Below are 13,414 nucleotides of genomic sequence, written 5' to 3' on the forward strand. Positions count from 1 at the left end.
TTATATCAAAAGTGTACCCATACATGGTTTAGCTGTGTATGGGTTTTATTTATCTTCTGGAAATTCGACTCTGGTTCTGGGCAGACTCTCGGGATAATTTTCCTGGATAAATTTGATCAGCTTCTCCCGCAGATAAACTCTGAGTTCCCAGGCTGTTGGTGAGTCATCAGCACTGACTAAAATTCTCAGCTCCATCGATTTTTCACTGGCATCAGTTACCTGAACCACCTTAACCTTGCCGTCCCAGAGCTTATTATCCTCCAGCAGCCGGTCCAGTTCCTCTCTGACTGCATCAACAGAAATTGTGTAGTCTGTGTATAAAAAGACAGTTCCCAGAATAAAAGATGATTTTCGGGTCCAGTTCTGAAAAATATTATCGATAAAATAAGTTGTGGGGACAACCAGCCTTCTGCGGTCCCAGACTTTAACCACCACATAAGTTAAATTAATTTCTTCAATCCAGCCCCACTCACCGTTGACGATAACTACATCCTGAACCCTAATTGGCTGAGCTATAGCAAGCTGGATGCCGGCAATAATCGAGGCAATAATCTTCTGGGCAGAAAAACCAATAATAATACTGGCCACACCTGCAGAAGCAAATAAACTGATGCCGACCTGCCTGATCGAATCAAAAGTCATTAGGGCAGCAGCAACTGCAATAAAGATAATCAAAACTTTAATAACCCGCTCTAAGATTCGGTACTGAGTATGTATTTTTCGGGCCTTTAAATTATTGCTGACATCAATTTTATGAGTATCATCAAGATAGAGCCTGATTAAATGCATCAGCCGAATTATAAACCAGCTGATTAAAAAGATAATTGTAATTCTTAAAAAGTGATTCAAAAAAGCAAGTAATTCATTGCTCTCTTTGAGATAATAAAAAGGAATCAAAAGCGCAATATTTATCAGCAGATAGAGCAGAGGAATCTTAAGGTTTTCTCTAATCTGTTTATATCGCTTTTCACTTAAATCTTTTAAAATAAATCTGGTTGAATAAAGCAGCACAAAATAGATAACTGTAAATGCCGCCAGGGAAATCAAAAAATTCCAGTACATTTTGCCATCACCTCTTTTAATTAATATAATTATAAATCCCCGCCAGCTAAAATTCAAATTTCTGTGATTTTTTCAGCTCTGATCCAAAAGCAGCCTACTTTTTTCCATTTTGTATTTTATTTATTAAATTTTTTCTCAAATTTTGTTATAATAATAGTTAGAAATTATTGCTAACTGAAGGCAGGTTTTTAAGAATAGATATAGAATGTGTATTAGATAAGGAGGCATAAAAATATGGATATTACCTGTGATCAAAGCTGTGATATGGGATATATTTATCTGCAGAAATTTAGCAAACACTATGAAGATAATTATGATAAGAGCAGATTAATTGCATCCAACCAGCCAATAGAAGTAGTAGATAATGTTTATCTTAAATTAAATAAGCTTAACTGGCCTGATAAAAAATATACTGATGCAATTATGGATGGAGATTTTATAGAAGAATTTCAAAATGACCTTGATGATCAGGGTTATATTAAGGGAATAGAGCTTCAGTTAACTGAAAGTAGACTTGAATATCTAATTGAAAACTATAAGATTGCAACTTTTGAGTTCAATGACAGCCAGTATTATTATATTGCCTTTGCTGAGGATGATGCAGTTTTTGATCCCCAAAATTATGTTTATACATTTTCAGATAAAGAAAATGCCTTTGTAATTGTCAGCCGCAGTGAAGAGAGGCGTTTTCAGATTACCCTGAATGAAGATAAAGAGTCTAAAAAATCTTTAAGTCCCAAAATTGCATTTATCAGGGCTATTATTTTCAAAGAGGATTCGCCCTATGATGTTGACTATCTAAAAAGTTTAAAACTTTATATCAGCAGTGAGGATTATTAAAATTTATTTTAATCTTAATTTATTAAAGCCGGGCAGAAACTTAAGCCCGGCTTATTTTTTTAAAATTACCTATTCTACTGTAGTTCCACTTAGAATCTCATTATTTTTAAACTGGCCTCTTTTTAGGTCCCTGGCTATCCGGCAGTTGCGGTGAATAGTGCAGCCGGAGTCAACAGAAATATTTCTTGCAAATAAATTTAGACCGTTTTCCAGATTGTTTTCTGAATCAGAGTTGACCGTAAAATCATTACCATAACCTATCTGTACATTTTCTTTAATTTCCACATTTTTATCAATAATGCTTTTGTTGACCAGTGAATTTTTGCGGATTGTGGAATCATTTAAGATAATAGAATTTTTAACCAGGGCTCCAGCTTCGATGTAGACACCCGGTCCAATAATCGAATTTTCCACCCTGCCGTTGACAATTGCGCCATTGGCAATCAAACTTTTTGTACTCAGGCTGTGAGGGCCAAATTTAACCGGAGGTTTTTCCTCACTGCGGGTATAGATTGGCCAGTCTGGATCATAGAGGTTAATTTCCGGAACAGCGTCAGTAGTTTCCAGATTACTTTTCCAGTAAGATTGAACTGTTCTAATACTCCTCCAGTAGCCCTGATATTTAGAGATAAAAATCTTTTTCTGATCAGCAAGCATCTGCGGAATTATCTCTGTTTCAAAATCCACTGCTCCCTGACTGCAGTACTCTTTTAAATATTTAACGAGCACCTCTTTTTTAAAGACAAAAATCCCCATTGAAACCAGATTTTTAGCAGGTTCTTCTTCCTTTTTTATGTTTTTTAACTGCAGATTATCTTCATAATCTAAAATAGAAAAGTGACGGGCATCAGGATAGGGAATATTGTTAGCTGCTAAAGTTAAATCAGCATCATTTTCTCGATGCTGTCTGATTAATTTTTGATAATTCATTTTATAGACCAGGTTCCCCGGCAGGATTAATATTTCTTCAGGACCATTACTCATAATATAACTTAGATTATTGTAGACAGCCTGTGCATCACCATAATACCAGTCTTCACCCTCCTTACCCTTATAGGGCTGCAGAATAGTGATTCCTCCATTTTTGCGGTCTAAATCCCAGGGCTTACCGATCCCAATATGTTCTCTTAATGAATAGGGCATATACTGAGTTATAACGCCAATATTTTCAATGCCCGAATTTATGCAGTTATTTAAAGTAAAATCAATCAGTCGAAATTTCCCCGCAAATGGCAGGGCAGCCTTTGAACGAGTTTTAGACAAAAGGTCAAGTCGGCCTCCAGCAGTAACTAAAGCAAGTGTTTTTTCCATCTGAATCCCCCCAAATTTAAAAATTATTACTAATTTCATCCATATCTTAATTATATCTGATTAAAGCCGAAAAATCTTTTCCATTCTTTGGGGGTTTATTGAAGATTCTTTGGCTATTTAGCTCAGAAATTTTAGATAAGACAGCAGATATTATTTTTCGACATAATTTCATTAGAATATTTAGAGGATAATTAGAATTTAATTTTGATCAGGCAGCAGCAGAATTTCAAAAACTCGAAGATCTAAAAAAATTTCCCGCCTGTTTTAGGTATGATCCCTCCTTTTTTGCTCACAGGATTAACAGTGAAAAAGTACTGATGTTTAACGCACTTTTTGATAAATTAATTCCCAGAGAATCTGCTGATGACCTCTGGCAGCGCTTGGGAGAGCCCAAAAGATATAATTTGATTGCCGGCCATTATACTACTCATCTGCTCTATAAAAAATTCATCTGTAGAAGGGCTGATGCATTTTTTGAAGAAAGTTTAAATTAAATATTTCAAATAAGCTCAAAGATATGTCAGGGTATATTCAAATAGTATTCAAAAAATTGAAAACTCCATCAATCTGTAGTATAATATAATTGTAAGAAAGGAGAGATTTTAGATGAAGGTATATACTACAGATGAGGTCGCTGATATGCTAAAAATCTCCAGAAATTCGGTTTTGAAGTTGATAAAGAAAAAAGAATTGAAGGCGAAGAAAGTTGCCAGAAAATGGAGGATTACAGAAGGACATCGGCAGGATTTTTTCGAAGATGAGCGCAGTTAAGAGAAGTGAGTTGTCTTGTTGACATAGTGTTAACAGCACAGGAAAGGATCTGATATTTATGATTTCCTTAGATGGTGCTCGCAGACTTGTAGAAGAGATAAGGGGTGATGAAATCCCTCCAATTTATACCGAACTCAGACTTCGTGACTGGTCCAGAAAGGGAGTTATCTCCCGGGTGAAAATTAAAAATGGCAGTGTTTTATATCCGGAGATTGTGACAGCAGAGATATTAACTGCGTTGAAGCTTAAGGATAAATATAAAATTCCAGAAATTGCAGAAGCCAGAAAATGTCTGGAACTTGAAGGTAGTCATCCACATCAGATTACTGAGGAAGAGCTAATCAGGTTTGTTAACTGCAGTAAACTCTTTAATGACAAAAAATTGGTTACCAAACTCAGCCTCAGTCGGATAGAATCTCTCGCTAAAATAAAAGAATTAATTGATGATCTGCTGCAGGAGAAGAAACATCTAGAAGTTGTAGGAGATTACTTGAAGGTATTTCTTGAGTCAGAAAAAGAACTAAAGGAACTTAGAGAAAATAAAAGAGAAAATTTTGTTTCCTAGCAAATTTGAGCCGGTAGCAATACCGGTCTTTTTTCTGTTAAAGTCGAAATTCTTGACAACTGCTGGTGGACACTTTAAAATATTTTGTAAGAGTTACATAAATTGTTTAAAATATAGTTTTAAAATCTTTTTTAGGTGGTGCATTAATGGATAATCTAAGTGCTTTTGATATGATTGGTCCGGTTATGATTGGCCCATCCAGCTCACATACAGCCGGAGCTGTCAGGATCGGCAATCTTGCCAAAGAAATTGTAAATAATGAATATCAGGATATAAAAATATATTTTCACGGTTCTTTTAAAGAAACATATAAAGGTCATGGTACAGACAGGGCCATTATTGGCGGACTTTTAGGCTATAAGACTGATGATCCAAAAATCAAGGATTCGCTGAAAACAGCAGCAGAGATGGGAATTAAATTTGAATTTTTTCCAATCAAATTAGAAAATGTTCACCCCAATACTGTAAAACTGGAAATTACAGATGTGGACGGTGTTAACACAACAATTACAGCTTCCTCGGTTGGCGGCGGCAAAATAGTTGTTACCAGGTTAAATAATACTGAGCTAAACTTAAAGGGAGAATACTATACTCTTATCACCTTTCACCAGGACCAGCCGGGATTAATTGCCAAGATTTCGGAAATTTTAAATATCTATAATTTAAACATTGCCGAAATGCAGGTTTTAAGAGAGCGAAAAGGTCACCAGGCGACAGCAATTATCAACCTTGACCATGAGATTGAAGATCAGATCCTGTCCCTGATTAGAGGTATCCCCGGCATCAAAACTTCAAAACTAATTAAGCCGTTGAATTAAAGAGGAGGCAGCAGAGTGGAAAATTTTAATACAGTAAAAGAATTAATCGAAATTGCAGAAAAAAAGGAAATCTCACTGGCTCAGGTGGTTATCGACCGGGAAATTAAGATTACTGAACTTTCGGAAGCAGAAGTAAGGGAAAAGATGAAAGAAACCTTAGAAGTCATGCGGGAATCAGTTAAACCTGCTTTAAATCAGGATATAAAATCAATGAGTGGTTTGACCGGAGGAGATGCAAAATTAGTAGATCAGGCAAGAAAAGAAGGAAAAAGCCTGGTTGGCGACCTATTTTCCCGCATCATAGCCAATACTCTGGCGGTTTCGGAACTGAACTCAGCTATGGGGAAGATCGTGGCCTGTCCAACTGCCGGTTCCTGTGGGATTATGCCCGGTTCCCTCTTAACTCTGGCTGAAGAATATCAATTTGAAGAAGAAAAAATTATAGAGGCTCTGTTTGTTGCCTCTGGCTTTGGCATGGTTATTGCCAAACAGGCCTCAGTTTCAGGAGCAGCTGGCGGCTGTCAGGCAGAATGCGGATCTGCTTCGGCAATGACAGCAGCAGCAATCACCTATCTGATGGGAGGCAGCAATCAGGCGGTTGCTTCTGCAGCAGCAGTGGCCCTAAAAAATCTGCTGGGTTTGGTCTGTGATCCGGTTGCAGGTCTGGTTGAGGTACCCTGTATTAAGAGAAATGCCATCGGCAGCAGCAATGCTGTCACAGCTGCAGAAATGGCCCTGGCCGGAGTTGAAAGTGTAATTCCAATAGATGAGGTGATCACAGCCATGAAGGAAGTGGGAGATGCACTTCCGGAAAGCCTTAAGGAAACTTCCTGTGGCGGACTGGCTGTAACTCCAACTGCCTGCAGAATTAAAAAAGAACTGCAGACTGAATCACTTTAAAATTAAATCTGAAAGAAAAACGGGATTAGATGCTAATTTTGTTAAAAGTTTTGCTGAGGAGTTAAATGTTTCAAAATATACAATCTATAATTATTTAAAAGAGATTAAAGAAGGAGAGATAATCATGACTAAAAAAATTATAAGTACTGAAAATGCCCCAGCTGCTATTGGTCCTTATTCTCAGGCGGTGGAGGTCAATAATCAACTCTTTATTTCAGGACAGATTCCAATTAATCCTGAAACAGGGGAGCTGGTGGGCGACGATCTAAAAAAACAGACAGTCCAGTCACTGGAGAATTTAAAGGCTGTATTAGAAGCAGCCGGTTACTCACTGCAGGATGTAGTTAAGTGTGAATTATTTATCTCTGACATGGATAATTTTAATCAGATCAATCAAATCTATGCCGAATATTTCACTAAAGATGCTCCTGCCAGGGCCTGTGTGGAAGTCAGCAGGCTGCCTAAGGATGTTAAAGTAGAAATTGCGGCTGTTGCAGTAAAATAATCTTAAGAATAAGTTGGGTCTGAGTCTTCTGCTCAGCCCGGCTTTATTTTTTTAATATTTAATGAATTTAAACATTAATCTTCAAGCAGGAATATGAGTTTTTATCTAAAATCTATATACAAGGCTAAATAATTTGAGGAGGAGAGAATTAATGCCCAAAAGAGAAGATTTAGAAAAGATTTTAATTATTGGTTCAGGACCGATAGTAATCGGTCAGGCCTGTGAGTTTGATTATTCTGGAACTCAGGCCTGTAAGGCACTGATGGAAGAAAACTATGAAATTGTACTTGTGAATTCGAATCCGGCCACCATTATGACCGACCCGGAGATGGCAGACCGTACATATATAGAACCCCTGACTGCAGCGAGTATCGAGCGAATTATAAACAAGGAAAATCCGGATGCCCTACTTTCCAATTTAGGTGGTCAGACAGCACTTAATTTAGCTTCAGAGCTCTATGAAAAGGGAATTTTGGAGAAATATGGAGTAGAGATTATTGGAATCCAGCCGGAAGCAATTGAGCGGGGAGAAGACAGAATTAAATTTAAAGAAGAGATGGAAAAACTGGGAGTTCCAATGCCCAAAAGTCTGCCGGCCTACAGTGTGGATGAAGCAGAAAAGATTGCTAAGGATTTAGGTTTTCCGGTAGTTGTCCGCCCGGCCTACACAATGGGTGGTGCCGGTGGTGGTCTCGTCTATAACGTAGAAGAATTAAGAAATGTAGCTGATAATGGGATAGCGGCCAGTATGATCAACCAGGTTTTAGTCGAAGAAGCTGTAATTGGCTGGCAGGAACTGGAGCTCGAACTGGTCCGAGATCAGAACGAAAAAAAGATTTCAATTTGTTTTATCGAAAATGTGGATCCAATGGGAGTCCATACAGGAGACAGCTTCTGTGTGGCACCGATGCTGACCATTGGCGAAGATGTTCAGCAGAGAATAGAAGATTACAGTTATCAGATTGCAGATGCAATCGGAGTTATCGGGGGTGCAAACTTTCAATTTGCCTATAACCGGGAAGAGGACAGGCTGGTAATTATTGAAATGAACCCCAGAACCTCACGCTCATCAGCTCTGGCCTCCAAGGCAACCGGATTTCCAATCGCCAGAATTTCAACCAAGCTCTCTGTGGGAATCACCTTAGATGAGCTGCCCTATTATAATGGAGAAAACCTGGCTCACTATCAGCCAGGAGGAGACTATGTGGTTGTTAAATATGCCCGCTGGTCTTTTGAGAAATTCCCCGGAGCTGAAGATAAGCTAGGCACCCAGATGAAAGCTGTGGGTGAGGCGATGAGTATCGGTAAAAATTATGCAGAGGCCGCCCAAAAAGCGATCCGCTCCCTGGAGATCGGCCGCTCAGGTTTTGGCAATGTTAAAAAGCATAAAGAGCTGAGCGAAGAAGAAATTTTAGAAAAATTAATGACCCCTTCCAGTGAGCGCCACTTTTTAATCTATGAGGCCTTCAGCCGCGGAATCAGTGTTGAAGAAATTAAAGAGATTACCCACATTTCAAGCTGGTTTTTAGAAGAAATGCTGAAGCTGGTGGAACTGGAAAAGAAACTGCTTAAACATCAGGGTCAGACCCTGCCGGCAGAGCTTCTGGTTGAGGCCAAAGAAAAGGGTTTTTCCGATAAATATCTGGCTGAAATCCTAAATTATGAGGAAGAAAAATTGCGGAAGGCCCGCAAGTATGCAGTTGAAAATGACAATTTTGACCTGGTCAGGGTTAGTGGAGCCGAGGGTGAGTACTATTACTCTTCCTATAATCTGGCTGAGGAAAAAACTGCAGCTTCTGATTCCAAAAAAGTAATGATCTTAGGTGGAGGACCAAATCGAATCGGACAGGGAATTGAGTTTGACTATGCCTGTGTCCATGCATCCTTTACCCTCGATAAAATGGGATATGATTCGGTAATGGTCAACTGTAATCCGGAAACTGTCTCCACAGATTATGATATTTCTTCAAAACTATATTTTGAACCGCTGACAGCCGAGGATGTCCTCAGGATTTACGAAAAAGAGAAGCCGGAAGGAGTAATTGTTCAGTTTGGTGGTCAGACACCACTGAATATTGCTGAGGAGCTGGAAAATGCAGGAGTAAATATTTTAGGAACCTCTCCGGCCAGCATCGACTTTGCTGAAAACAGAGAAGAGTTTAGAAAACTGATGCAGAAACTGGAGATACCACAGCCGGAAAGTGATGTTGCCAAATCAGTCGAGCAGGCCTATCAAATTGCAGAAAAGATTGGCTACCCGCTGATGCTCAGACCTTCCTATGTCCTCGGAGGTCGGGGAATGGAGATTGTCTATAATAAAAAGAGCCTGGATCATTATTTAGAGTCCCAGGTGGCTGAAGTTTCAGCTGAGCATCCGGTTTTAATCGATAAGTTTTTAGAAGATGCGCTGGAGGCAGAAGTTGACGCCCTGACCGATGGTGAGGAGACCTTTGTGGCTGCAGTTATGGAGCATATAGAAGAAGCCGGAATCCATTCAGGTGACAGTGCCTGTGCCATTCCTTCACTGGAGATTACTGAGGAGCAGCTTGAGACGATCAAAAAATATACAGCCGAAATTGCTTCTGCTCTTGAAGTTGTAGGGCTGATGAATATTCAGTTTGCAATCTATGAGGGTCAGGTCTATATTATTGAAGCAAACCCCAGAGCTTCCAGAACAGTTCCCCTGGTAAGTAAGGTGACTGGTGTTAACATGGCTCAACTGGCAACCAGACTGATGCTCGGAGAATCGCTGGCTGCAATGGAGCTTGAGGACCAGGAGATCCCTTATACCGGTGTCAAGGAAGCGGTTTTCCCCTTTGATAAATTCGAAAATGTGGATACCGTACTGGGACCGGAAATGAAAGCTACCGGTGAGGTAATGGGAATTGCCAGCACCTATGCTCAGGCCTTCTACAAGGCTCAAACAGCTGCCGGACTCGAGCTGCCGACTGAGGGCAAGGTTTTAATTACAGTCAATGACCGGGATAAGGAAAAAATACTGCCCACAGCAAAAAAACTTAAAAAACTCGGTTTTGAAATTCTTGCTACCCCGGGGACTAAAGACTTCCTGGAGCAGAATGGAGTCGAGGCAGAGCTGATCAATAAACTGGGCCACGGACGCCCCAATATTGTAGATGCCATTAAAAATGAAGAAATTCAGCTGCTGATCAATACTCCGATCGGCAAAGAAGGAATAGAAGATGACAGCTATATCAGAGCAGCAGCAATTAAATATAAGCTGCCCTATATTACAACGACCAATGCCGCCAGAGCTAGTGTGGACGGTATTGAGGCTGAAATCAATAACGACTACGAGATGAGGGCAATTCAGGATTACCATCAACTGCTTGGATAAGCTCAGGTTTAACCACAAATTAGCTTATTTAATAATTGAATAACTAATCCAAACTCCCCTGTGATAATAAATTTCATCAGGGGAGTTTTTTTGCATATTTAGAATAAAAAATGTTATGATAGGATTATAATTTATATTGGGAGTGATTGATTTGAACCGACCGGACTGGAATGAATATTTTATGGAAATGGCAGAACTGGCTGCCACCCGGGCAAGCTGCCTCAGGCGAAAGGTTGGGGCCGTTTTAGTGAAAAACAAAAAAGTCCTGGCAACCGGCTATAATGGGGCGCCAAAGGATATTCCCCACTGTGAGGTAACCGGCTGTCTGCGGGAAGAAATGGAGGTTCCAAGTGGTCAGAGACATGAAATCTGCAGGGGAGTTCACGCAGAGCAGAATTTAGTTGCCCAGGCAGCATTTCACGGGGTAAAGACGGAAGGGTCTACAGTTTACTGTACCCATCAGCCCTGTATTATCTGCACCAAAATCTTAATTAATGCCGGAGTTGAGAAAATATATTTTAAAAACGCTTATTCTGATCCATTTGCAGAAAAACTGCTGGAGCAGTCAAATATTGAATTGATAAAATACTAGAGATGAGAGCAGAGAGGAGAATTAATTATGGCAAAAAAGAATTTAGACTGGGAAAATTTAGGATTTGAGTATCACGAAACCGATAAGAGGTACATAGCAAATTATAAAAATGGCAGCTGGGGTGAGGGTAAATTAACAGCCGAATCAAATGTGGTGATCAATGAGAGTGCGGCTGTCCTGCAGTACTGTCAGCAGGTTTTTGAGGGTTTAAAGGCCTATACCACTAAGGACGATAAAATTGTTACTTTCCGACCTGATTTGAATGCAGAAAGAATGATTAATTCGGCTCAGGGACTGAGGATGCCGTCATTTCCTAAAGAAAGATTTTTGGAAGCAGTTGATCAGGTTGTGGAGGCCAACGCTGACTGGGTACCTCCCTATGGAACAGGAGCTTCTTTATATCTCCGCCCCTTTATCTTCGGCTCAAAAGATGTAATCGCCATCAAACCGGCAGAAGAGTTTCAGTTCAGACTCTATGCAACTCCGGTCGGACCATATTTTAAAGGTGGGGTAAATCCACTCACTTTAAGAGTAAGTAAGGATGACAGAGCAGCACCGAGAGGAACCGGTCATTTAAAGGCAGGACTCAACTATGCGATGAGCTTAAATACTACAGTCGAGGCTCACGAAGAGGGTTATGATGAAAATCTCTTTTTAGATGCAGCTACCAGAACCTATGTTGAGGAGAGTGGTGGAGCTAATATTATTTTCATCACTGAAGATCAGGAACTGGTAACTCCAGAGTCCAATTCTATCCTTCCTTCAATAACTAAAAGGTCAATCCTTTATTTGGCTGAAAACTACCTTGATTTAAAGGTTACAGAAAGACCGGTTAAACTTGAGGAAGTTAAGGATTTTGCTGAAGCAGGTCTCTGCGGTACAGCAGCTGTAATTTCGCCAGTCGGTAAGATAGTTAATGGTGAGCAGGAGATTGAACTTTCCAGCGGCATGGAAGCTATGGGACCGGTAATTAAAAAATTATATGAAACTCTAACTCAGATGCAGCTTGGGGTTATTGAGGCCCCTGAAGGCTGGATCAGAGAAATCAAGTAGAATATAATAAATATCATAAAAAACCCTTCTCAAAAATTTTAAAGAGAAGGGTTTAGTATATCTGCTTATTTAATTTGATTAAAAAGCTAAGCTAAACTAAGAGAAATTTCAGCCTGATTTTTTTCTAATTTGAAATCAATTTCTTTATCTTTAATCTTTAAACTGTAATCTCCTATTGTACCGGTGAACTCAAGCTCACCATTTACATCGGTTTTAAGCTTTTTGGTTTCAGTCCACCACTCATCTTTAGTCAATTTTTTGAGCTCATTGTAGGCTGGTTTTGGTGAATAATCTTCTCTTAAGAGGCCGGAAGGAGCATTGAGCCACTGGCCGTCAATTAAATCCCACCAGGTAATCCCCTCAACCAGTGGATGACCATAAAGTGTTTTGTAAAACTCCACCACATTTTCTGCCTGTCTTTTTTCTCCAGCCTTAGTAGAAGGCCAGTTTTCAACCTGATAATCATTTAAATCAAGATAATGAGCAGGCATCAGCTCTCCGGAAACCATAGTTACCTCACTGAACTGAATCGGGATGCCAAAACGGCTGAACCTTTCTAAAACATCCTGAGTTTTTTCCAGACCCCAGTAACCCTGATGCATGTGGGACTGGATTCCGATATTATCAATTTCAACTCCGGCCTGCAGACAGCCGTCGATTAAAATTTCGTAGGCAGCTGTAGTATTAAAATCGTTGAGGATAAATGTGGCCTTTGGAGCTTCCTTTTGAGAGGTGTCAAAAAGTTCCTTAATCACCTTAATTCTGCCTTTAGCCTGGGCAACTCTGGTTAAGCCGTTATCATATTTATCAAAATTGGGCATAATCACTACTTCATTAATTACATCCCACATATCAACCAGCTCTTTAAAATCATTGAGATCTCTTTTAACCCGTTTGATCTGCGCCTCCCAGATTTCCTGATTACTTAAATCTAAAAGCCAGTCAGGAGCCAGAGTATGCCAGCTTAAAGGGTGTCCTTTAACAGTTAAATTATTCTGCTGACAGAATTGGGCTGCTTTTTTTAGTTCTTCAGTTCGCGGTTTTCCTCTTTCTGGTTCAAACTGCCCCCAGTAAAAGGGAAGGGTGGTAAAGTTGAAAATATCTAAAAATCTGGCTATGTATTTTTCAGTCTCCGCAGCCGCTTCAGCATCAAGCTGGTCACTGGCATAGGGGACAAATTCAAAACCATTACAGCCAAAGAGAAATTCGTGATCTTTCTGGGAAATTTCAACTTCCTGGTTTTTGAGCGGCTCTCCATTGCTGTTTAAAATTTTAAATTTTGATTTTTGCTGACGGTGATCTAGATTCATAATTATTTTTCCTCCCTGATGATATAATTTAAGACTTAAATTAACTCTTAATTTATTATAGCATAAATTGCTCTGCGGCAACAGAGAAATGTTAGATAATTACTATTATTCAATAAAAATTAATGGTTGTATAATTAATGTTGTGAAGAAAAAACTGTAAATCTAAAAATATCTAAATAAAAAAGGCATTTGCCTGGCTCCGTTGAATTAAATAGTTACAACACCAAAAATTCAATGAAGGAGTCAAGCAAATGCATAATAAGTTTATCACAGATTTAATGAATTTACCAGACCTGGTTGCAACAGATTTAATTCAAACTGAAGAATATTTA

General features: G+C 39.4%; 13 protein-coding genes. 10 read left to right on the forward strand and 3 right to left on the reverse strand.

From position 1 onward, the window contains the following. Positions 1 to 45 precede the first annotated feature (45 nt). On the reverse strand, positions 46 to 1,062 hold the full coding sequence (locus C8C76_RS01745) for a mechanosensitive ion channel family protein (protein ID WP_108138072.1): 1,017 nt from the start codon (positions 1,060 to 1,062) through the stop codon (positions 46 to 48). 234 nt (positions 1,063 to 1,296) lie between these two features. On the opposite strand from C8C76_RS01745, the gene C8C76_RS01750 reads away from it, so the two are divergent. Continuing rightward, positions 1,297 to 1,902 carry a hypothetical protein gene (locus C8C76_RS01750; RefSeq protein ID WP_108138074.1) on the forward strand — a complete coding sequence of 202 codons (606 nt, stop codon included), beginning with the start codon at positions 1,297 to 1,299 and terminating at the stop codon, positions 1,900 to 1,902. 69 nt (positions 1,903 to 1,971) lie between these two features. Here the strand turns inward: C8C76_RS01750 and glgD are convergent, their stop codons facing one another. Beyond that, on the reverse strand, positions 1,972 to 3,213 hold the full coding sequence (gene glgD, locus C8C76_RS01755) for a glucose-1-phosphate adenylyltransferase subunit GlgD (protein WP_108138076.1): 1,242 nt from the start codon (positions 3,211 to 3,213) through the stop codon (positions 1,972 to 1,974). Positions 3,214 to 3,530: 317 nt separating this feature from the next. Between glgD and C8C76_RS15035 the strand changes: the two genes are divergently transcribed. From C8C76_RS15035 to C8C76_RS01795, 9 genes are all read left to right on the forward strand, one after another. Continuing rightward, positions 3,531 to 3,707, forward strand: a complete 177-nt coding sequence (locus C8C76_RS15035; protein ID WP_181248127.1) for a hypothetical protein — start codon at positions 3,531 to 3,533, stop codon at positions 3,705 to 3,707. Between the two features lie 112 nt (positions 3,708 to 3,819). Further along, a complete protein-coding gene (locus tag C8C76_RS01760; RefSeq protein ID WP_108138078.1) occupies positions 3,820 to 3,984 on the forward strand; it encodes a helix-turn-helix domain-containing protein in 165 nt (54 codons plus the stop codon). A 58-nt stretch (positions 3,985 to 4,042) separates the two neighbouring features. Beyond that, positions 4,043 to 4,549 (forward strand): hypothetical protein, encoded by a 507-nt coding sequence (locus C8C76_RS01765; RefSeq protein ID WP_108138080.1) that lies wholly within the window; start codon positions 4,043 to 4,045, stop codon positions 4,547 to 4,549. A gap of 146 nt (positions 4,550 to 4,695) precedes the next feature. Further along, complete coding sequence (gene sdaAB / locus C8C76_RS01770; RefSeq protein ID WP_108138082.1) at positions 4,696 to 5,367, forward strand: L-serine ammonia-lyase, iron-sulfur-dependent subunit beta; 672 nt, start codon at positions 4,696 to 4,698, stop codon at positions 5,365 to 5,367. 15 nt (positions 5,368 to 5,382) lie between these two features. Beyond that, positions 5,383 to 6,267, forward strand: coding sequence for an L-serine ammonia-lyase, iron-sulfur-dependent, subunit alpha (gene sdaAA, locus C8C76_RS01775; RefSeq protein ID WP_108138084.1), 885 nt, complete (start codon positions 5,383 to 5,385; stop codon positions 6,265 to 6,267). A 124-nt stretch (positions 6,268 to 6,391) separates the two neighbouring features. Further along, a complete protein-coding gene (locus C8C76_RS01780) occupies positions 6,392 to 6,772 on the forward strand; it encodes a RidA family protein (protein WP_108138086.1) in 381 nt (126 codons plus the stop codon). Positions 6,773 to 6,923: 151 nt separating this feature from the next. After that, the gene (carB, locus tag C8C76_RS01785; protein WP_108138088.1) at positions 6,924 to 10,127 is read left to right on the forward strand and encodes a carbamoyl-phosphate synthase large subunit; all 3,204 of its coding nucleotides are present in this window, start codon (positions 6,924 to 6,926) and stop codon (positions 10,125 to 10,127) included. A gap of 151 nt (positions 10,128 to 10,278) precedes the next feature. Beyond that, entirely contained in the window at positions 10,279 to 10,719 is a 441-nt protein-coding gene (locus C8C76_RS01790) for a deoxycytidylate deaminase (protein WP_108138090.1), read from the forward strand. 27 nt (positions 10,720 to 10,746) lie between these two features. After that, on the forward strand, positions 10,747 to 11,772 hold the full coding sequence (locus tag C8C76_RS01795; protein WP_108138092.1) for a branched-chain amino acid aminotransferase: 1,026 nt from the start codon (positions 10,747 to 10,749) through the stop codon (positions 11,770 to 11,772). 86 nt (positions 11,773 to 11,858) lie between these two features. On the opposite strand, the gene C8C76_RS01800 is transcribed toward C8C76_RS01795, so the two are convergent. Next, positions 11,859 to 13,082, reverse strand: coding sequence for an endo-1,4-beta-xylanase (locus C8C76_RS01800; protein WP_108138094.1), 1,224 nt, complete (start codon positions 13,080 to 13,082; stop codon positions 11,859 to 11,861). Positions 13,083 to 13,414 lie beyond the last annotated feature (332 nt).

The sequence above is a fragment of the Halanaerobium saccharolyticum genome (genome assembly GCF_003053565.1).
In the GTDB taxonomy this organism is placed as follows: Bacteria; Bacillota; Halanaerobiia; order Halanaerobiales; family Halanaerobiaceae; genus Halanaerobium; species Halanaerobium saccharolyticum_B.

What these genes read in the sequence shown, in the direction of transcription:
- C8C76_RS01745 (WP_108138072.1), bottom strand. Translation starts at nt 1,062, where the DNA reads ATGTACTGGAATTTTTTGATTTCCCTGGCGGCATTTACAGTTATCTAT.
- C8C76_RS01780 (WP_108138086.1), top strand. Translation starts at nt 6,392, where the DNA reads ATGACTAAAAAAATTATAAGTACTGAAAATGCCCCAGCTGCTATTGGT.
- C8C76_RS15035 (WP_181248127.1), top strand. Translation starts at nt 3,531, where the DNA reads ATGTTTAACGCACTTTTTGATAAATTAATTCCCAGAGAATCTGCTGAT.
- C8C76_RS01765 (WP_108138080.1), top strand. Translation starts at nt 4,043, where the DNA reads ATGATTTCCTTAGATGGTGCTCGCAGACTTGTAGAAGAGATAAGGGGT.
- glgD (WP_108138076.1), bottom strand. Translation starts at nt 3,213, where the DNA reads ATGGAAAAAACACTTGCTTTAGTTACTGCTGGAGGCCGACTTGACCTT.
- C8C76_RS01795 (WP_108138092.1), top strand. Translation starts at nt 10,747, where the DNA reads ATGGCAAAAAAGAATTTAGACTGGGAAAATTTAGGATTTGAGTATCAC.
- C8C76_RS01760 (WP_108138078.1), top strand. Translation starts at nt 3,820, where the DNA reads ATGAAGGTATATACTACAGATGAGGTCGCTGATATGCTAAAAATCTCC.
- sdaAB (WP_108138082.1), top strand. Translation starts at nt 4,696, where the DNA reads ATGGATAATCTAAGTGCTTTTGATATGATTGGTCCGGTTATGATTGGC.
- C8C76_RS01800 (WP_108138094.1), bottom strand. Translation starts at nt 13,082, where the DNA reads ATGAATCTAGATCACCGTCAGCAAAAATCAAAATTTAAAATTTTAAAC.
- carB (WP_108138088.1), top strand. Translation starts at nt 6,924, where the DNA reads ATGCCCAAAAGAGAAGATTTAGAAAAGATTTTAATTATTGGTTCAGGA.
- C8C76_RS01750 (WP_108138074.1), top strand. Translation starts at nt 1,297, where the DNA reads ATGGATATTACCTGTGATCAAAGCTGTGATATGGGATATATTTATCTG.